A 19,113-nucleotide genomic window follows, 5' to 3' on the forward strand; every position below is an offset into this window, starting at 1 on the left:
AGTAGCGGACGCATCACCCATGTTACAGCATGTCCACCGGGTCCACGTCGATGGTGAGCCTGACCGTAGAGGGGTGGCTGAAGCCCCCCCTGAAGTGGAACAGCAGCCGGTGCAGATCGGCCCGCTCCCTCCCCTTCAACAGGATCTGCCACCTGAAGCGTCCCCGCACCTTCCCAAGCGGCGCCGTCACCGGCCCGAGCACCTCCACCCGCAACCGGCACTCCCGCTTGATCTTCTGCAGCAGCGCAGCGGCCTCGTCGGCGGAGTGCTCCCCCTGCGAGGCCGCGACCGCCGAGAGGGTAAGCGAGGCGAGATGGGCGAAGGGGGGATATCCTACCTCCTCCCGAAAGGCGATCTCCTCCTGGTAGAACCCCTGGAAGTCGTGGCTCACCGCGCGGGTGAGTGCGTAGTGCTCGGGCGCGAGTGTCTGCACCAGCACCCGCCCCGGTTTATCTCCCCTCCCCGCCCTCCCCATCACCTGGGTAACCAGCTGAAAGGTGCGCTCGGCGCTCCTGAAATCCGGCAGGTTCAAAGAGGCGTCGGCCGAGAGCACCCCGACCAGGGTGACGCCGTGGAAATCGTGCCCCTTGGCGATCATCTGGGTGCCGATCAGGATGTCGACCTCTCCCTCCTCGAGCTCCTTCAAAACGCGGGCGTGCCCCCCTTTTCCCCTGGTGGTGTCGCGGTCCATCCGGGAGACACGGGCGTGCGGGAAGAGCTGCTGCACCTGCTCCTCGACCCGCTCGGTCCCCCGCCCCAGAAGAGTTATCTCGCCGTCGCCGCAGTGGGGGCAGTTCTTCGGGGGGAGCATGGAGAAGTCGCAGTAATGGCAGACGTGCTTTCCTTTCAGGCGATGGAAGGTGAGGGTGACCTCGCAGTTGGGGCAGCGGAGCACGTGGCCGCAGCTCTCGCAGACGAGGTAGGTGGCAAAGCCGCGGCGGTTCAAAAAGAGGAGGGTCTGCCCCCCGTTGTCCAGGTTCTCTCCCATGGCCTCGATGAGAGGCGGCAGGAACACTTCTCCCTTCTGCCTGCGGGCGTCCAGCATCTCCGTCTGCGGCATGGGGAGTTCCCGCACCCGGTCCGGAAGCTGGAGGTAGCCGAGCTTTCCGTTCATCGCGGCATGGTAGCTGGTGACCAGCGGGGTCGCCGAGCCGAGGATCACCACGGCCCCAGCCAGTTTGCCCCGCACCAGAGCCAGGTCCCGCGCGTTGTAGCGCACCCCCTCCGACTGCTTGTAGGATCCCTCGTGCTCCTCGTCCACCACGATTACGCCGACCTCTGTCAGCGGCGCGAAGAGGGCGGAGCGGGCGCCGATGACGATAGAGGCCTCGCCGCGGCGGATGCGGCGCCACTCGTCGTAGCGCTCGCCGTCGGAAAGCCCGGAGTGCAGGACGGCGATGCCGCAGTCGAAGCGCCTCTTGAAGCGCCCGACGAGCTGCGGGGTGAGCGCTATCTCCGGGACCATCACCAGAGCGCTCCGCCCGGCGGCAAGGGCTACCGCAATGCTCTGCAGGTACACCTCGGTCTTCCCCGAACCGGTCACCCCGTGCAGCAAGAACGGGGAGAAGGCGCTGGCCTCGATCGCGGCCGTGAGCCGCGTGAGCGACTCGGACTGCGCAAGGTTCAGCGGCAGCGGGCCGTCGTGCTGGTACTCCTGCGAGCGGAAGGGATCGCGGTAGACCTCGCGCGCCTCGACACGGGCGCAGCCCAGTTGCACCAGCCGGTTCAATTGCGGGGTGCAGTTGCCGAACCGCTTCCTGAGATCGGCCGCCGGGCATTCACCTATCTCCAGCAGGTATTCAAGGATCTCCAGCCCCTTTCCTCTCGGGCGCCTCTCCTCGTCGGCGACCGGAAGGAAGTAGCGCTCGGTCCTCACGTTCCTGCCGCCGGCAAGAAACTCCTTCAGCACCGGGGTCCCGTCCTCACCCTGCTCGCAGCGGTAGCGGCTCACCAGGTTGATCCCGGCGGGAAGGGCCATCTTGATCACCTCCCCCAGAGGGTGCAGGTAGTACCCGGCGATCCAGCGGTAGAAGTCGAGCTCGGACGCGGTGAAAAGCGGCTCCTCGTCGAGGATGTCGAGGACCTCCTTCAGCTCTCCCGCGCCGGGGGCGTCGGTGTCTCCCAGGAGATACCCGGTCACCTTGCGCCTGCCGAAGGGAACCAGCACCCGTTTTCCGGAGGCTACTTGCGGCGACAGGCGCGCGGGCACGAGGTAGTGGAAGCTTCCCTCCAGGGGGAGCGGGATGGCTACCTCGACTATGTGCGGAACCGGTGTCTGCATGCGGTGTCGTTGGGGCTTTGGTTATAAGGGTTGAAGAGACGAAGAGGAAGGGGAGCGGCCGTGGTGAAACGTGGCAGAAGCGGCTTGGTGCCGGCGGCTTGCTGCCGCTCCCGCCTGAGAAGTGTTCATTGCAGCTATTTCTTGAGGACCTCTTCGGCTACCGCGCGGCCCAGCGCCTCGCACTCGGCGAGCGCCTCGGCCTTGGGCATGAAGGGGGCACGGACGAAGGGGGCGGGAAGCTTGAAGTTCAGGCTCTTGAGCCTCTCCTCGAGCATCCGGCACGCCTCGCCGCTCCAGCCGAAGCTGCCGAAGATGCCGCCGATGTTCCCTTTCAGGCTCACGGTGGAGAGGTAGGCCAAGACGTCCCACATCGGCTTCGGGATGTCGCGGTTGATGGTGGGTGTGCCGAAGATGAGGCCGTCGCACTCCTCCATCAGGTCCCGGATATCGGCGACGGAGGCGTGGTTTATGTGGCACAGGGTGACGTGGACCCCGGCCGCGCCGGCACCCTTGGCGACCGCCTCGGCCATCTGCTCGGTATTGCCGTGCGGGGAGATATAGAAGATGGCGATGCGGCGGCCGGCTGCCTTGGGCATGGACCACTTGCGGTACAGCTCGATGGGTTTCCTGGCGTCGCTGCGGTAGATGGGGCCGTGGCTCGGGCAGAGCATCTTCAGCTCCACGTCATCGAGCTTCGCGACCGCCTGCAGGATGCGCTCCTTGAAGGGACGCATGATGCAGTCGAAATAGAAACGGGTCTCCCCGGAGAAGTCGGGCATTTCGTCGGCGAAGATCCCCTCGCCGGTGTAGTGGGAGCCGAAGGCGTCGCAGGGGAAGAGCACCCCCTCCTCCTCAAGCAGGGTGAACATGGTGTCGGGCCAGTGCAGAAACGGCGCGGCGATGAAGCGGAGCGTACGGCCGCCCAAGTCGAGGGTGTCGTTGTCCTTGACGATGCGGGAGCCGAACTGGGTGTGGATCTGGTTGCCAAGGAAGGTGCGGGCGGCCTGGCTGGAGACCACGGTAGCCTCGGGGCAGAGCTCGAGTAAGAGCGCGAGGGAACCGGAGTGGTCCGGCTCGGAATGGTTCACCACGATGTAGTCGATCTTGGAGAGATCGGTGATGGAGCGGATGTTCGCGAGGAACTCGTCGAAGCGCTTCCTCTTCACCGTGTCGATGATGGCGGTGTGGGTATCCCCCTGCACCAGGTACGAGTTGTAGGTAGTGCCGTACTCTGTGGGAAAGAGGTCGTCAAAGACGGTGAGGCTGGGGTCCTTGACCCCGATCCAGTGAAGGCCTTTACCTAACTCAACAGCTCCAGACATCTGCCACCCCCTGTACTAACTATCATGGCAGCCGCTTCCAACCTGCCGCAGCTGACCCTGTTGAACAAGCGGCCCCCGTGGAAGCTTCCGCGGGGGCCTTTTTCGCTGCAAACCATACCAAAATCACCTGCTGAAAGCAAGGAAAAGGGCTATTTCCCGGCGCCGCCCTGGCCGCGGCGGTACTCGACCACGACCTGGTTGTCGCGCCTGCCGGCCGTTGCTCCCTGCCCGGAACGCCCCGCGTATCCCGAACGCCCCTGGTCGGAACGCCCCTGGTCGGAACGCCCTTTGGGGGCGAACCCTTTCTTGCGCGGATCGAAGGAAGGACGCCCCTTCCTCGCGCCGGGCGCACCGCTGTTCCCTCTCCTCAGGGGGCGGGTCGGCTCGAAACCTTCGACCACGTGCATCGGCAGCTTCTTCCCGGTGAAGCGCTCGATGCGGTCCAGGTAGACGACCTCGTTCATGGAGCAAAAGGAGATGGCGATGCCGGTAGCACCGGCGCGGCCGGTCCTGCCGATGCGGTGCACGTAGTCCTCGGCGAATTTAGGGAGGTCGTAGTTGATGACGTGGCTGATGCCGGTGACGTCCAGGCCGCGAGCCGCTACGTCCGTCGCTACCAGGAGGCGCACCTTGCCGCGGCGCATCATGGTGATGGTCTTGTTGCGTGCCCCCTGGGACATGTCGCCGTGCAAGGCAGCCGCGGCGTGACCCTGGGAGTAGAGCTCGAAGGCAAGCTGGTCGGCGTCCTTTTTGGTGGCGGAGAAGATGATCGCCTTGGTGACGCTCGCGTCGGAAACCAGGTGCTGCAGCAGGCGGTTTTTGTGGCGCATGTCATCGGTGACGTGCAGGCGCTGCTCGATCTGCAGGTTGGCGACTTCCGTCCCTTCCACAGCCACCCGGACCGGGTCCTTGAGCAGGCGCTGGGCCAGTTTCGCCATGGCGTCGTCCATGGTCGCGGTGAAGAGGAGCGTCTGGCGCTCGGCGGGGGCCGCGTTGGCGATCCGGTCCACGTCCTCCGAGAAGCCCATGTCCAGCATGCGGTCCGCTTCGTCCAGCACCAGCATTTCCAGCCTGGAGAAGTTGATGGAGCGGCGGTCCAGGTGGTCGATCAAGCGCCCGGGGGTTGCCACGATGATGTCGACCGGCTGGGCCAGGAGCATCATCTGGTCGCGGTAGGGCATCCCGCCCAGGATGGAACCGCAGCGCACCCGCATGAACTTGCCGTAGCTTCTCACTGCGTCCACCACCTGGATAGCCAGTTCGCGGGTCGGGGTGAGCACCAGGATCCTCGGGCCCTTGCCGCGCAGCGGCGACGGGGTGAGCAGGCGCTCCAGCGCGGGGAGCACGAAGGACGCGGTCTTGCCGGTCCCGGTCTGTGCGCTGCCGATCAGGTCGCGCCCGGAGAGCGCGAGCGGAATCGACTCCGCCTGGATCGGGGTGGGCTGCGTATAGCCGCAGGCCTGGATTGCTTTGAGGATGGGTGCGGAGAGGTTCAGAGTTTCAAAAGACATGTGATTCCTTTGCTCCCTTTTTGGCAAAAGCGCACGGCGGCGCAGCCCGAAGATCCCCGGGGGCGGCAGTCGGCTCTTTTTGCAAAAGGGTCGGTGAAGTGTTGGGCGTGAGAGGGCCGCTGCGACAGCATTTGTCGCGAAGCAATTAAAAGCTGAAACGGCAACACGCCTTATGACCGGCAAACCAAACATCGTCGCCAACCATAGCTGCTGCCGCATTTCTTGTGGGGATTAACCTGAATGCGAAGGGGTTGGATCGATGGGAAGGGGGAGTCCCCCAGATGGAACTGAGTCAGTCAGACAAACAGCTTTACTACAGCCATCGGTATAAGGCAAGCTTTTATTTCGGCCAAAGCGTATACCTCCACTAAAAAGAAAACCCCGCATAAGCGGGGTTTTCTGTGCGTGCCGGGGACGGTGCGACAGTCGCGGAGGGGCACGTCTCTGCTGGTCCGGTGCTACTTCTTCTTGGCGGCGATGGCGTCTTTGAGAGCCTTGCCGGGGCGGAATTTGGGCACCTTGGCTTCGGCAATCTTGATTTCCTTGCCGGTCTGCGGGTTCCTGCCGGTACGGGCCTGACGCGAGGCCACTTCGAAGCTGCCGAAGCCGACCAGGGTTACCCTGTCTCCCTTCTTCAATGCGCCGCTGACGCTGGAGATGAATGCACCGACGGCCTTCTCAGCTGCGCCTTTGGGGATGTTTGCGGACTTTGCCACTGCTTCGACCAGTTCTGCTTTAGTCATGTGAGACCCTCCTTGGCTGGATTAAATTAGGGTCACTATAATCATATATTCGCAGTTTGCAAGGGTTTTATTGGAATAAACCCCATTTTTTCCAGAACTGGAGCGGTTTTAGCCTCCGGCGGTAGCCGTAAAACCGCGCCTGGCAGCCCTTCGCGGCGCTGCCGCCGTCTCCTTTTCCTTCCGAGCCCTGCCTGCTCAAGCGCAGTAAAAACAATATGTTACGGCGCGCCACCTGCATCCGCCTGCGGCTCGGCGCCGTAGCTGGTCGGTTCCGTCCCGGCGATGAAACATTCCTGCACCGCGCCGGGGGTCCCTTCGCGCGCCAGGTGCCCCGTGCGGGGGTCGATGAGGGCGAAGGTGACGTTCCCCGGGGTGGGGAACGACTTCACCGGAAGGCCGGCGAGGGCGCGTTGCATGAAGTCGGTCCAGATCGGCGCTGCCGCCTGGCCCCCAGATCCTCCGGCTCCCAGACTCCGCTCCTGGTCGTATCCTACCCACACCCCGGCCACCAGTTGCGGCACGTATCCCACGAACCAGGCATCCTTCATGTCGTTGGTGGTCCCGGTCTTGCCGGCGACCGGCCTCCCCACGGCGCGTGCCCTGCCGCCGGTGCCGCTGGTGACGACGCTCTGCATCAGGTTGGTCATGATGAAGGCGGTCTCAGGCGGGATCACCGGGAAGGCCCCCCCTGCGGCCGAGTTCAAGCCGGCTTCGGCCGGCTTCGGTGCCGCTCCTTCCCCATTCTCGCCTGGCGCCGTGTTCTCGTCCCCTTCGCCGGCAGACGACATGCGGCTGAAAACGGGGATCTTCGGCTCCGCCGTCTCCTCGAGCACGTTCCCATCGCGGTCGAGCACCTTGGTGACGAAGTAGGGGGTGGTCCGGTAACCGCCGGAAGCGAACACGGCATAGGCGCTGGTGAGCTCGATAGGGGTCACCGAAGAGGAACCGAGGGCGAGGGTCAGGTTGCTGGCCAAGGGGGAGGTGATCCCGATCTTCTTGGCGTACTCGATGGCGGTTCCCACCCCGATCTGTTCCAGGATCTTCACGCTCACCACGTTGATCGACTCGGTAAGCGCCTCGCGCATGGTGACCGGTCCGCGGTAGACGTTGTCGTAGTTCTTGGGTTTCCAGGCCTTCTCCGCACCGCTTTCGTATTCAACCTGGGAGTCGTCGATGACGCTTGCGGTTGTCATGCCGTTGTCCAAAGCGGCGGCGTAGATGACTGGCTTGAACGCGGAGCCCGGATTCCGCTTGGCCTGCATGGCGCGGTTGAACTGGCTCTTTTTGAAGTCGTACCCCCCGACCATGGCGCGCACCCCCCCGGTCAACGGGTCAAGGGCTATCAGCGCCGCCTGTGCCTCAGGGGCCTGGTCCAGCGCGAACACCGCCCCGGTCCTGTTCTGATCCGGCACCTTCACCTGCAGCTCCAAAACGGCGCCAAGCCCGATGGCGCGCTTCGCCTCAGGTTTTCCGAACCTGGGGATCAGCTCCAGCTTCCCGGCCCATTCCATGTTCTTCCTGGGGACGGTCCCGGTACGCTCCCCCACCTGCACGGTGAGCTCGCGTTTCGCCGGGTCGACGCCGGTCACCACCCCCTGATAGACGTTCCCCTCCTTCAGGGAGAGGTCGTCGATCTCGTCCTCGACCTTCTTGCAGAAAGGCTCCACCTCTGCTTCCTGGAGGTACTTCGCGGCCCCCCGGAACCCCTGGCGCTTGTCCACCGCCTTCAGGCCGTTCACGACCGAGGTGTAGGCCGCCTTCTGCATCTCTCCGTTCATGGTGGTGTAGATCTTGAGGCCGTCCTTGTAGAGCCGCTCCTCGCCGTACTTTTGCACCAGCTGCTGCCGCACCTGCTCAAGGAAGTAGGCCGACTGCTCCGCGTTCACCTTCTTGAGCGGCTGGATCACGATAGGGGTCGCCTTGGCGTACTGCGCCTCGGCCTGAGTGATGTACCCCTCCTTCACCATCCGCTCCAGCACGTACGCCTGGCGCTCCTTGGCCCGGTCCAGGTGCTTGATGGGGGAGTAGCTGTTGGGGGCCTTGGGGAGCCCGGCCAGCATCGCCATCTCCGCGAGGTTCAGGTTCTCGACTTCCTTGCCGAAGTAGGTCTCGGCCGCAAGCTGCACGCCGTAGGCCCCCGCCCCGAGGTAGATCTGGTTCAGGTAGATGTAGAGGATCTCGTCCTTGGAGAGCCGCTCCTCCATCCTTTTAGCGAGGATCGCCTCCTTGAGCTTGCGGGAGAACTTCTTTTCCGGGGTGAGCAGCATCGACTTGGCGACCTGCTGCGTGATGGTGGAGGCCCCCTCCTTCTTGCGCATGGATATCAGGTTCTTGAAAGCGGCCCTGGCGATGCCGACGTAGTCGATACCCTTGTGCTGGTAGAAGTTCGAGTCCTCGGCGGAGACGAAGGCCTGGATCAGCCGTTTGGGCATCTTGTCTACCGGGACCACCGTGCGCCGCTCCAGGTAGAATTCCCCCACCAGGGCGCCGTCGGCGCCGTAGACCTGGGAAAGGATGGGCGGGCGGTAGTCCGCCAGGCGGTCCACCTTTGGGAGTGCTCCCAGAAGGTAGAAGAAATAGCCGATGAAGGCGAGAAACAGGATGGTTGAAACGGTCGCGAAGGCGGCGAGGAGGACTTTGCCTCCCGTCCGCTGCTTCAGTCTGCGGTTTTGCTGCCGGGGCTGCGCCTTATAGGTTTCCATAGGTTCTGTGTTTCTCCAGTGGTCGGATGCGCCCGGCAGAGGCGGGGCGTGGTGCCTTGGAAGGTTCGGTACGGCGGGGGCGGCGAGAGCGTTTACCCCCGCGGCGGGGAAGGTTAGCTTCCGGGGCGGTGCATCTGGGTGTGGCAGGGCCTGCAGCAGGATGCCAGAGCGAGATTATCCTAGAACCACCTATGAATTCAAGGTTATTGTGCAAAGGAGCCTTTGCCGGCGGGGAGTCGCGGACCGGCGCTTCCCTAAGAACGAAATATTTATAAAGTTTTCCCGCCGCGACCCGATTGACTCCCTGTCGAGATAGTTCCTGACGCCGGGTTGGCGCCGGCCACCGGTACCCAAGGGGGGCTAGGTCGAGGCCGGATATCGTATACAGGTTTATTTGGCACCGGAAAAGGTGCTAAGATAGCGCGCTCAAGATATCAACCGGCGACTGACCTCGAGGTGAAATGCGTAACTATCTGGAAAAGCTGGCCCATAACCTGGTGCGCGGAGCGTTCATGGAGCTCTACCTGACCCCGAAGCCGGGGCTCGTCGATCTTGCCGACAGCGGTCCGCTCCCCGGTCTCGACATCGCGATAATGGAGGAGTCCCTCAAGGTAGTGGCCCTGTACTTGCTCGACCTGAGCCAGGCTGTAGCCGGCGGTGCGGACCTGGCCGAGCAGGTGCGCCTTGGCGCCGCAGCCGAGCGGGCGGTGCAGCGGGCCATCGGCAGCAGCTGCCACAAGGGGTACATCTTTCTCGGCGGGCTTCTCATCTGCGCCAGCGCCTGCGCCCCCAGCCGGGACGAAACCGCCTTGCGCGCGTCGATCGCAGCCCTTGCGGCGCGCTTCTTCGAGCACGGCGAGCCCGGCTCCTCCACCCGCGTGCGCAACCGCTTCCAGGGCGGGGGGATCAGGGAGGAGGCCTTGGCCGGCCTCCCCTCCCTTTTCGAGCAGGCGCTCCCGGTGTTCAGGCGCGAGGTCGCCAGCGGCAACCGCGGCAGCGCCGTCTTCGCCATGCTGGGGCGCCTTATGCAGACGGTGGAAGACAGCACCACCTTGAAAAGCGGCGGCAGAAGCGGACTGAGGACGGTCCGGGAGGACGGCAGGTACTTGGAGCGGATGGTGGCGCAGCGGGACGACTTCCTCGCCTTCCTTGCCGAGCGGAACTCACACTACACCAGCGCCAGGCTCACCATGGGAGGCGTAGCCGGTGTGCTCGCCCTGGCGCTCGCCTGGCTGAGCCATACCGGCGAACTCGAGGCTGCCTAAGCCTGTCGCGCCCCCCGCGTCTGCCCATCCTGCCAAAAACCCGAGCAGTTTCGGTTTACTTGACCGTTTACGCATGCTAATATGACGCCGCTTACCAGGGGCCTTGGCAGCCGTAGGGGAGAAGAGCCTTCCCTGGCTCGGTCCCCGAAGGTAAAGCTAACGGTTCTTCAAACCCGCAACACCAGCCAACACAAGGGTACCTGCATGTCATTTGACGGTGATTTAGAGCACCTGCCCATAGTCGACGTGATCCAGTTGCTGCACGCGACCGGCAAGTCCGGCACCTTGACCTTGAAAAGCGCCAAGGGTGAGAGCCAGCTGGCCTTTGTGGACGGGTTCGTGGTCAGCGCGAATCACGTGAACAACAGCGTCAGGATCGGCCAGATCATGCTCGACATGGGGCTGATCACCAAAGAGAACCTCGATCTGGCGCTTAAGGAGCAGAGATCCGCCGGCTCGCAGCGCAAGCCGATCATCCAGACCCTGATCGAGGGGGGGGTGGTCAAGACTTCGGATGCCTACAAGGGACTCGAAGCGCTGATCGAAATGACCATCGTCGAGGTCCTCACCTGGACCAGGGGGACCTTCTCCCTCGACGTCAACGAGTCCGTCGTTTCCGACGACTACCGCTACTTCCCCGAACAGGTCAAGCAGGAGATCCACCTCAACACGCAGAACCTGTTGATGGACGCCCTGCGCATCTACGATGAGCGTAAGCGCGACGGCACCCTCACCCCCGAGGCCATGTTCGGTACCGCAGAGCCACCGATGCCGGAAGCGCCTGCCGGCGCCGCTGAGATATCCGCCGTCGACCTGGGGCTGGAGGAACTGGACGAGCTGGAAAGGCGCATCCCCCAGCACTTCGCCCCCCTGGCTGAGGAGCTCCCCGACACCCCGTCCAACAGGCTCCGGGACGAGCTGACGGGAATCCCCGTGGAGGAACAGCAGCTGCTTTTCCGCTACCTGGAGCAGCTGCCGCAGCCTCAGGAGGGGGCCTTCGCCGGAACCGGGGTGGTGCTCTACACCACCGACAAGGTGCTGCGCGAATGCGTGGCCGCCGTCTGCGGCGCAAGCTTTCTCTGCGCGACCGACGATCCTTCCCATATCGATGCGGTCCTCGACCAGGCCCTCTCCAGGCAGCGCCTTCCCTTGCTGTTGGTGGATGCCGGCGAGCCGGGTGACGGAGCTGCTCTGCTCGCGTTTGCGCAGCAAAGACGGGAACGTCATCCCGATCTCCCCATCGTCCTTCTCGCCTCCCCCGGCGACTACGCGCTCTTCGCACGCGCATTCGACGTCGGAGCCAGCGCGTTTTTGCCCCGCGCCACCAGAAAGGAGCGTGCCGGGAGCTTCATCGCCGATGCTATAGAGAGCTGTCGAGCCCTGGCCGGCTACCTGGAAAAGCGCAGCGAGGAGCCCGGGCTCGCGCTGTTGCCCAGGTTCAGAAGCAGCTTTCTGGCCCTTTCCGAGCAGCGCGACCCGCCGGAGGTCACCTTTGCGCTGCTGCAGGCGGCCTGCGGCTTTTTCAAGCGCGGGGTCACCCTGGTGGTGGTGCGCTCCGAGCTGATCGCCGAACGCGCCATCGGAGCGAGCGACACGGGCGCCGTCACCTCGGTGAAGCTGCGCATCCCGACCGGCGAGCCTGACCTGTATCAAAAGGCGCTGGAAGGAGAGATCTACTACGGCGACGCCGACCGCGCCGTGCGCGAGACCATGTTCTCCGCCATCGGGGCTCCCGCCAGCAGCAGGATCCTCCTGCTTCCGGTCAGGAGTTTCGGCAGGGTCATCGCCGTCATCTACGCCGATTTCGGCTCCAGCGCCGGGGGCGATCCTCAACTGCAGCTGCTCGAGATCCTCTCCCAGCATGCGGGGCTCATCATAGACAACGTGCTCTACCGCAAAAGGTGCGCGCAAAAATAAGCAGCAAGTTTCGATGTCATCCATTCAGTTACAGGGGGGACCATGGATTCCAAGATCTTCGTCCAAATACTTGAAATAGCCTTCAGCAAAAAGGTTTCCGACGTGCATTTCGAGGTGGACAATCCCCCGTTTTTCCGCGGCAAGGGACAGATCATCCGCTCCAAGCTCCCCAGCCTCACCTCCGAGGATACGGAATTCATCGCGTCGCAGATCATGGCACACAACAACCGCCGCTGGGAGGCCGACCAGAAGGAATACGACACCTCCTTCTCCCTGCCGAGCGGCGCGCGCTTCCGCGTCAGTATCTTCAAGCAGCGCGGGCACTTCGGCATCATCATGAGGGTCATTCCCGCCAACATCGGCACCTTTGAAGAACTCCGCCTGCCGGCTGTGCTTGGGGAGGTTGCCAAGGCACCCAACGGACTCATCCTGGTGACCGGCCCGACCGGCAACGGCAAATCGACCACCCTCGCCTCGATACTGCGCTACATCAACGAAAACCTCGCCTACAACTGCATCACCATCGAGGACCCGATCGAATTCCTGTTCAAGTCCGAGAAGAGCTGCATCATCCAGCGCGAGGTGGGGATCGACACCGACAGCTTCAGTTCTGCGGTAAAAGCCGCTTTGCGCATGGACCCGGATCTGATCATGGTCGGCGAGATGCGCGACACCGCCACCATCGAATCCTGCCTGATGGCGGCCGAGACCGGCCACCTGGTTCTCTCCACCCTGCACACCCAGGGTGCGGTATCGACCATCAACAGGATCGTCGGGCACTTCCCTCCCGACGCCCAGGAGATCGTGCGCCAAAGGCTTGCGGACATCCTGGTCGCCACCGTCTCGATACGCCTGGTGATGAACAAGACCGGAGAGGCGATCCTTCCGGTCCTCGAGATCATGCGCGCCACCACCACCATCCAAAGCTGCATCAGGGAGGGGAGGCTGGACGAGATCGAGGCGCACATGGAGAACGGCCGCAGCCAATACCAGATGCAGACCTTCGACCAGCACCTGATCCAGTTGCACGAGCAGGAGCAGATCACCATGGAGGACGCCAAGCGGCTTTCCCACTCCATGGACCTGGAACGGAAACTGATGTTCACCAACTAGCCTCGCCATCGCCACGAGAAAAGGGGGGGTGCCGTTTATTGCGGCACCCCCCCCTTTTTTTTTATTTGCGCCTCCCATTTTTCCCAGCTGTCATACCTGCATTTGAGTAAAAACTAACATTAGTTGTGTCGTAAATGTAAACGGTAGGACACGATTTTGCACAAAAAGAAAGCAGGGTATCTCAACATCTCTGGGAAAATTGTCATATAAATCGGCGGGGTAACAATTGGCTGCATCTTTTTAAGGCATAGCTGCATAAAAATGGTTCAGCGCGTGCATACAAATGTGGCACTTGGCGGGGGAGGTTTGCCCTGACAGTGTAAAACTGATTAAAGAGTGACCATAACACTCTTACCATGCCACTAGGAGGTAGTATGTCGCCACAGATTGACGAGAAAGTAGAGCCGATTTTTCAGGAAGTACTCAAGCGCAACCCCGGTGAGGTAGAGTTCCACCAGGCGGTACGTGAGGTCCTCGAGTCCCTCGGACCGGTGCTGGTGAAGCACCCGGAATTCGCCGAGCGCAAGATCATCGAGAGGATCTGCGAGCCGGAGCGCCAGATCATCTTCAGAGTGCCCTGGCAGGACGACGGTGGGAACGTGCACATCAACCGCGGCTTCCGCGTTGAATTCAACAGCTCCCTTGGCCCCTTCAAGGGCGGCCTGCGTTTCCATCCCTCGGTCTACCTCGGGATCATCAAGTTCCTGGGCTTCGAGCAGATCTTCAAGAACTCCTTGACCGGGCTTCCGATCGGCGGCGGCAAAGGCGGTTCCGACTTTGATCCCAAAGGGAAGTCCGACAACGAAATCATGCGTTTCTGCCAGAGCTTCATGACCGAACTCTACCGTCACCTGGGCGAGCACACAGACGTTCCGGCGGGCGACATCGGGGTGGGCGGGCGCGAGATCGGCTACATGTTCGGCCAGTACAAGCGCATCACCAACCGCTACGAGCCCGGCGTCCTCACCGGCAAAGGCCTCGACTGGGGCGGCTCGCTGGTGCGCACTGAGGCGACCGGTTACGGCGCCACCTTCTTCGTAGATGCCATGCTTAAGGTGCGCAAGGAATCCTTCGATGGCAAGGTCTGTACCGTTTCCGGCTCCGGCAACGTGGCCATCTACACCATTGAGAAGATCCACCAGCTGGGCGGCAAGTGCATCAGCTGCTCCGACTCCAACGGCGTGATCTACCACGAAAAAGGGCTCGACCTCAACCTGATCAAGCAGCTCAAGGAAGTGGAGCGCCGCCGCATCGAGGACTACGCCAAGTACCACAAGGACGCAAAATACATCCCCAACGGCAAGATCTGGGATATCCCCTGCCAGGTGGCGATGCCTTCCGCGACCCAGAACGAGATCAATGGCAAGGATGCAGCGACCCTGGTCAAAAATGGCTGCATCGCGGTCGGCGAAGGCGCCAACATGCCGACTACTCCGGAAGGGGTCAAGGTGTTCCTCGAGGCGAATATCGCCTACGGCCCCGGTAAGGCAGCCAACGCAGGCGGCGTGGCTACCTCCGCTCTGGAGATGCAGCAGAACGCCTGCCGCGACGCATGGACCTTCGAATACACCGAGCAGCGTCTGGCGCAGATCATGAAGAATATCCACGACACCTGCTATCAGACCGCCGAAGAGTACGGCACCCCGGGCAACTACGTGAACGGCGCCAACATTGCCGGCTTCATCAAGGTCGCCCAGGCAATGGTCGCACACGGCCTGATCTAGTAGCTAGCTGCGCCGTTTCAAAAAAGAAGGCCCGGCAGAGATGCCGGGCTTTCTTTTTTGCCTGCTCTTGCCTTGTTCCCAGGGTCCTCCTTGAGAACAAGATCTGGGGCTTAGGCGAAGGCGTCCATCATCTCCTGCACCTCCCGGCGCAGTGCGGCGATCTCCTGCCGCAGCGAGCCTATTCCTTCCTCCAGCCGCTCCAGCCGCTCGTTTCCTACTGCGGGACGCCCGGCAGCCGCTCTTGGGCCTGCCGCCGGCTCCATCTCCTCCGATATGTCCAGCTCGTCGGGGAACTCAGGCAACCCCGCAAAGACCTGGAGGTAACGCTGCTCCTTGCGCCCGGGTTGGCGCGGCAGCCTCACCACCAGGGGGGGGCCGTGTTGCTGCAGCTTCCGCAGGGTCTCCTCCACCGATTCGATGTCTCCCATTTCGGTCATGCGCTCGCCGCGGCTGCGCAACTCGGCCGCAGTCTGGGCCCCCCGCAGCATCAGTTCCGCCAGCACCGCACGCTCGGCGGCGGCAAGCCGCAGGTTGTCGGTTGCCGAATGGCAGTACTTTGCGACCCGTCCTCCGGTCGTGGTGAGCCGCGCGAGGCCTCGTGCGCCTAGCGCTTCCAACCCGCGCAGCAGGTCGGCTTCGGTTACGGACATCACGGGATCGCGGTTTGATTTCTGGTTGCACGCGCTGGCCAAGGCGTTGAGGGTCAGGGGATAGATCTCGGGAGTGGCCAGCTCCTTCTCCATGAGGCACCCCAGGATCCTTATTTCCAGCTCGCTCAGGTTCATTCTCATCAGCTGCTCCTTCTGCCCCAGGGGGGTGGCCGGAAGCGCCGCACGGCCAGGTGCGGGGGCTTCGGTATATTAGCTGGTGACATCATCAGCCGGAAAAGGTATTATTGGCCGGATTGTGCCCGGCCGCGAACAGAGGCCCGGCCTGACATCCGCAGGTAAAACTCACCTCAGCAAGCCTCCTGCAGATGACCCTACACCCCCAAAAGAGGTCCCGATGACAGGTAAAGCCAAACTGCTTCTTGCGGTTGCCGCCTTGAACCTGGCGCTGGCAAACGATGCTTCCGCCTTCTGTTTTGAAGAGGCGGGCCAGCAATACGGCATCAATCCGCAGATCCTACGCGCCATAGCCAAGGTCGAATCCAATTTCAACCCCGCCGCCGTCAACTACAACACCAACGGTTCCTACGATTTCGGGCTGATGCAGATCAACTCCATCTGGGCTCCCACCATCGGCAAGGAGCGCTGGAACTCGCTCGGCGACCCGTGCAACAGCGTGAAGACCGGCGCTTGGATACTTTCCATGTGCATGGAGAAGTACGGCTACACCTGGAAGGCCATCGGCTGCTACAACAGTCAGACCCCCGAAAAGCGCGATAAATATTCCAAGAAGGTGTTCGACCAGTTGCAGCGCGTGAAGCCGTTGAAGCAGGAAGCGGCCTATACGCCGCTCAACAGGAGGATCGAGGACCTGGTACGGGACAAGGTTGAGGGCTGGGTCGACGAGGCAGCCCAGGGAAAAGGGGAAGAATTCACCGTGAAGGTGAAAGGGTCGATTCCGTCCCCCAAAGAGGTGCTGAAGGAGGAAACCCCTTCCTTGGCAGACTCGTCTCTGCAGAGCGCGCTCCCCGGCAGCATCCAGCAGAACTCGCTGGCCCCCAGTGCCGGTGACTCCGGCATGGAACAGGGGGGCACCGCAGCATCCCCCATTCCGTAATTCAGGCCATCCCTATTTCGGGCCGCATCCCAGGGGCAGCACCCACTTGTGCCCCGGGGGCGGCGCGCCTTCCGTAAGCAACACCCGTCTCCCCCCTGCGTCTTCCTGCTGGAGCAGGTAACCCGCCGCCTGATTCCCCCCTGACAGTGGATAGTTTCCGAACGCCGGTTCGATGCCCACGAGCTTGAATAGCTTCTCAGAGGTGGTCTTGAAGTCCTCGCCCCCGCTCAGCATGAGTACGCGGTACCCTGCCGCCTCAAGCAGCCTGATCAGGGTGTAGTTGTAGGGGTCGCTTTCACCGAGGCTGATGACGTAGCGTGCGCCCTTGTACTCGAAGTAGCGGTCCACCCTGATGCTGAAGGTAGTGGGGGCGCCGCTGCCGGAGTGGATGATTTTGCTCTTGCTCCAGGAGGCGGAGAGGGCGTTGAGCAGCGAGTCGACGATGGCTGCCGTGTTTTTCTTAGCCGCGGGGCAGACCCAGGTGGCAGCCTGCGGCACAGCAAGAGGAGCCGGCACGGCGGCCGGCGCTGCCGGCGCGGGAACAGGAGCGGGAGCGGGAGCGGGAGCCTTTACAGCCGGAGCCGGAGCAGGAGCCTTTACAGCAGGAGCCGGAGCCGGAACGGGAACAAGAGCCGGAGCAGGTTTCGCCGCGGGTGCGGCAGGTGCAGGTTCAGCAGGGCGAGGCGCAGGTGCCGGTACCGGTTCAGGTGCCCTCGGGGCAGGCTCCGGAGCCCTCGGTGCCGCCTCAGGTGCCTGCGGGGCAGGGGCGGACGGCGCGGCAGGCGCTTTCTCGTGGGATGTCTTAGCCTCGGGGGCGGCTGCCCGCGGCTTTTCCTTGTGTTTCTCTTTCCGGGGATGGTGTCCGCTTGTTGTCTGCTTTCCCTGTGCGGGTATCAGCAAGGTGCGTCCCACTGTCAGCGCTTTGATGTTGCTGATGTTGTTGATCCGCACGATCTCAGGGATCAGCCGTTCCGCGGCCTCGTTGGACATCCCGAAGTTCACCATGAGGATCTTGAAGATGTGGTCCCCCGGCTTCACCGTATAGCGGACGTACTCCCCGGAAGCGCTGGAAGGTGCTGCTCCCTTGGCGGGACGAGGAGTCTCCCCGGGTGCTTCCCTTTTTGTCGGGGCGTGCTTTTGGGCCGGAGCCTCTTTCTTTGCCGGTTTCGGGGCTGGGGCCGGCTTTTGCCGGTCCAACTCCTTCAGGTCGATTTCATACTGGGGGGGCGCTGCGTGCAACTGGCACGGCAGCGAAAGGAGCGCCAAGAGGAGCATTCCCTTGGCCTTGGTCGGATTGGTCATCAATTTACCTCACTTCCTTTATTTCAGGACCGGCGGGGCCATCAACGGTAATAAACGACAAAGCCCTTCATCTTGCGGTTATTGTGGTTGCGATAGATGGTGAGCGCGGTGTTCCCTTTGGTGCTGCACTGCTCGACCAGGTAGCCCCCTTTCTTTTCGCTCGACTCGACGCGGTAGTCGTCCGCCCCGCCGAACTCCCGCAGGATCCTCCTGAAGAGGTCCTCGGAAATCGTCCCGCCGTCGACAGAAACCACCTGAAGGGCTTTGTACAGGTTGTTCTCACGGAAGAGCTTGTATTCCGCCCTGAGCCCCAGGTATCGCTCCCACCCCGGGTGGGTCTTGCCATATTGCGGGTCGGGTTTGGTTCCTTCCAGCACCGGGGGGAGCCGCTCGGCTCCGCGCTTGGCGGCAGGTTTCGCTGCAGTGGCGGCAGGCGGAGCCGCCTTTTGTGCAGCCGGCGCGGTCGGCGCGGGACGCGCAGCCGTAGCGGGTGGCGGTGGCGGCGCTGGTTTTGCCGTCTGGGGAGTAGCCGGCGGTAGAGCCGGTTGCGCTGGGGGGGTGCCGGGCTTTTCCGCAAGGGCGGCCGGCGGAGCGGCAGGCGCTGCCTTCGGCGGCAGGGCTTGGGGGGAGGCTGACGGCTTCGCTGCCGGCTTGAAAGCCGGTGCGATTTCGATATTTGCCGGCGACCTCTTGCCAACGGTGTAGGAGATGAACGGGATGGCGATCAGCACCAGGGCCGGCAGGATGAGAAGGTATGGGCGGCGGCTCTTTTTCTTTTCCGCGCGGCGCATCGCTTCCAGCAGGGTCTCTCCGGCATAAATGTCGTCCGGCCGCACCGGTTGCCCGGCAGGAGGGACGGGCGGAGCTGGCGTATTTCCCGCCCCGGCGCCGCCCTTGCCGATCTCGACCCGCTCCTCAACCTCAAGGAGGCTTGCCTTGATGGGGGCGACGTTAGATGCAGCACGTTGCATCGCCTCCTCGAAAGGGGAGGCTTGCGGGTCAGTGGTCCGGGAGGGGGAAACCGCGAAAGCGGCAGAGCGCTCGGCTTCTTTCTCTTCCGTATCCGGTGGCGACGCGAACGGCGCGGCCTCTTGCTTCGCGGCGGCAGGCTTGGTCGCAGCAGGCGCTTCGATTGTCCCCTGCTCCGGGAGTGGAGCGCCGGTCACTACCGCCAGCAGAGTCTGCGCCAGGAGGTCGTCCGCAAGGGTGAGGTCGACCGACTGTCTGCCGTGCTTGCGCGCTTGTTCAGCATCCTCGGCATCGCCTGCCAAAAGCACCAGCACGGCACCCTTGTGCAGCATCTTCTCCAAGTGCCGCAGCAGTATGTCCCCGGAAAAACCGGAGATGCGGCTCTGCACGAAGGTGAAGTCGCACGGGGAAGCGGTGATCTGCGCCTCGCCCGAGGGGAGGGTCGATGCCGTATGCAGTTTCAGCACTTCCTTCCCTTCCAGGGTTTGGAAGATGCGCTGCACCCTTTCGGTATCCGATATTAAGAGGACGCTGGTCAT

13 protein-coding genes are annotated in these 19,113 nt (G+C 63.0%); 5 read left to right on the top strand and 8 right to left on the bottom strand.

All coding sequences use genetic code 11. From position 1 onward, the window contains the following. Nucleotides 1-22 precede the first annotated feature (22 nt). The 5 genes from priA to GBEM_RS00950 form a co-directional block, all read right to left on the bottom strand. Entirely contained in the window at nucleotides 23-2,281 is a 2,259-nt protein-coding gene (gene priA, locus GBEM_RS00930) for a replication restart helicase PriA (RefSeq protein ID WP_012528624.1), read from the bottom strand. A gap of 134 nt (nucleotides 2,282-2,415) precedes the next feature. Then, nucleotides 2,416-3,603, bottom strand: a complete 1,188-nt coding sequence (locus tag GBEM_RS00935) for an FprA family A-type flavoprotein (protein WP_012528625.1) — start codon at nucleotides 3,601-3,603, stop codon at nucleotides 2,416-2,418. A 149-nt stretch (nucleotides 3,604-3,752) separates the two neighbouring features. Further along, nucleotides 3,753-5,114, bottom strand: coding sequence for a DEAD/DEAH box helicase (locus tag GBEM_RS00940; protein ID WP_012528626.1), 1,362 nt, complete (start codon nucleotides 5,112-5,114; stop codon nucleotides 3,753-3,755). Nucleotides 5,115-5,572: 458 nt separating this feature from the next. After that, nucleotides 5,573-5,857: an HU family DNA-binding protein gene (locus GBEM_RS00945; RefSeq protein ID WP_012528627.1), complete on the bottom strand. Its 285-nt coding sequence runs from the start codon at nucleotides 5,855-5,857 to the stop codon at nucleotides 5,573-5,575. A gap of 218 nt (nucleotides 5,858-6,075) precedes the next feature. Next, a complete protein-coding gene (locus GBEM_RS00950) occupies nucleotides 6,076-8,559 on the bottom strand; it encodes a penicillin-binding protein 1A (protein ID WP_012528628.1) in 2,484 nt (827 codons plus the stop codon). A 461-nt stretch (nucleotides 8,560-9,020) separates the two neighbouring features. Here GBEM_RS00950 and GBEM_RS00955 point away from each other — a divergent pair, with 461 nt between their 5' ends. From GBEM_RS00955 to gdhA, 4 genes are all read left to right on the top strand, one after another. After that, the gene (locus tag GBEM_RS00955) at nucleotides 9,021-9,824 is read left to right on the top strand and encodes a triphosphoribosyl-dephospho-CoA synthase (RefSeq protein WP_012528629.1); all 804 of its coding nucleotides are present in this window, start codon (nucleotides 9,021-9,023) and stop codon (nucleotides 9,822-9,824) included. A gap of 204 nt (nucleotides 9,825-10,028) precedes the next feature. Continuing rightward, nucleotides 10,029-11,741 carry a DUF4388 domain-containing protein gene (locus GBEM_RS00960; protein WP_012528630.1) on the top strand — a complete coding sequence of 571 codons (1,713 nt, stop codon included), beginning with the start codon at nucleotides 10,029-10,031 and terminating at the stop codon, nucleotides 11,739-11,741. A gap of 42 nt (nucleotides 11,742-11,783) precedes the next feature. Beyond that, nucleotides 11,784-12,854, top strand: coding sequence for a type IV pilus twitching motility protein PilT (locus tag GBEM_RS00965; RefSeq protein ID WP_012528631.1), 1,071 nt, complete (start codon nucleotides 11,784-11,786; stop codon nucleotides 12,852-12,854). A gap of 374 nt (nucleotides 12,855-13,228) precedes the next feature. After that, nucleotides 13,229-14,578, top strand: a complete 1,350-nt coding sequence (gene gdhA, locus GBEM_RS00970) for an NADP-specific glutamate dehydrogenase (protein WP_012528632.1) — start codon at nucleotides 13,229-13,231, stop codon at nucleotides 14,576-14,578. Between the two features lie 110 nt (nucleotides 14,579-14,688). Here the strand turns inward: gdhA and GBEM_RS00975 are convergent, their stop codons facing one another. Then, nucleotides 14,689-15,369: a YceH family protein gene (locus tag GBEM_RS00975; protein ID WP_012528633.1), complete on the bottom strand. Its 681-nt coding sequence runs from the start codon at nucleotides 15,367-15,369 to the stop codon at nucleotides 14,689-14,691. A 214-nt stretch (nucleotides 15,370-15,583) separates the two neighbouring features. Between GBEM_RS00975 and GBEM_RS00980 the strand changes: the two genes are divergently transcribed. After that, nucleotides 15,584-16,303: a lytic transglycosylase domain-containing protein gene (locus tag GBEM_RS00980; RefSeq protein ID WP_012528634.1), complete on the top strand. Its 720-nt coding sequence runs from the start codon at nucleotides 15,584-15,586 to the stop codon at nucleotides 16,301-16,303. A 12-nt stretch (nucleotides 16,304-16,315) separates the two neighbouring features. Here the strand turns inward: GBEM_RS00980 and GBEM_RS00985 are convergent, their stop codons facing one another. Continuing rightward, entirely contained in the window at nucleotides 16,316-17,605 is a 1,290-nt protein-coding gene (locus GBEM_RS00985; RefSeq protein WP_012528635.1) for a LysM peptidoglycan-binding domain-containing protein, read from the bottom strand. A gap of 41 nt (nucleotides 17,606-17,646) precedes the next feature. Beyond that, on the bottom strand, nucleotides 17,647-19,113 hold the full coding sequence (locus tag GBEM_RS00990) for a hypothetical protein (protein ID WP_012528636.1): 1,467 nt from the start codon (nucleotides 19,111-19,113) through the stop codon (nucleotides 17,647-17,649).

Source organism: Citrifermentans bemidjiense Bem, assembly GCF_000020725.1.
GTDB lineage: Bacteria > Desulfobacterota > Desulfuromonadia > Geobacterales > Geobacteraceae > Geomonas > Geomonas bemidjiensis.

Excerpts from the sequence above, each read along its gene's own strand:
- priA (WP_012528624.1), bottom strand. The coding sequence starts at position 2,281 with ATGCAGACACCGGTTCCGCACATAGTCGAGGTAGCCATCCCGCTCCCC.
- GBEM_RS00935 (WP_012528625.1), bottom strand. The coding sequence starts at position 3,603 with ATGTCTGGAGCTGTTGAGTTAGGTAAAGGCCTTCACTGGATCGGGGTC.
- GBEM_RS00940 (WP_012528626.1), bottom strand. The coding sequence starts at position 5,114 with ATGTCTTTTGAAACTCTGAACCTCTCCGCACCCATCCTCAAAGCAATC.
- GBEM_RS00945 (WP_012528627.1), bottom strand. The coding sequence starts at position 5,857 with ATGACTAAAGCAGAACTGGTCGAAGCAGTGGCAAAGTCCGCAAACATC.
- GBEM_RS00950 (WP_012528628.1), bottom strand. The coding sequence starts at position 8,559 with ATGGAAACCTATAAGGCGCAGCCCCGGCAGCAAAACCGCAGACTGAAG.
- GBEM_RS00955 (WP_012528629.1), top strand. The coding sequence starts at position 9,021 with ATGCGTAACTATCTGGAAAAGCTGGCCCATAACCTGGTGCGCGGAGCG.
- GBEM_RS00960 (WP_012528630.1), top strand. The coding sequence starts at position 10,029 with ATGTCATTTGACGGTGATTTAGAGCACCTGCCCATAGTCGACGTGATC.
- GBEM_RS00965 (WP_012528631.1), top strand. The coding sequence starts at position 11,784 with ATGGATTCCAAGATCTTCGTCCAAATACTTGAAATAGCCTTCAGCAAA.
- gdhA (WP_012528632.1), top strand. The coding sequence starts at position 13,229 with ATGTCGCCACAGATTGACGAGAAAGTAGAGCCGATTTTTCAGGAAGTA.
- GBEM_RS00975 (WP_012528633.1), bottom strand. The coding sequence starts at position 15,369 with ATGAGAATGAACCTGAGCGAGCTGGAAATAAGGATCCTGGGGTGCCTC.
- GBEM_RS00980 (WP_012528634.1), top strand. The coding sequence starts at position 15,584 with ATGACAGGTAAAGCCAAACTGCTTCTTGCGGTTGCCGCCTTGAACCTG.
- GBEM_RS00985 (WP_012528635.1), bottom strand. The coding sequence starts at position 17,605 with ATGACCAATCCGACCAAGGCCAAGGGAATGCTCCTCTTGGCGCTCCTT.
- GBEM_RS00990 (WP_012528636.1), bottom strand. The coding sequence starts at position 19,113 with ATGACCAGCGTCCTCTTAATATCGGATACCGAAAGGGTGCAGCGCATC.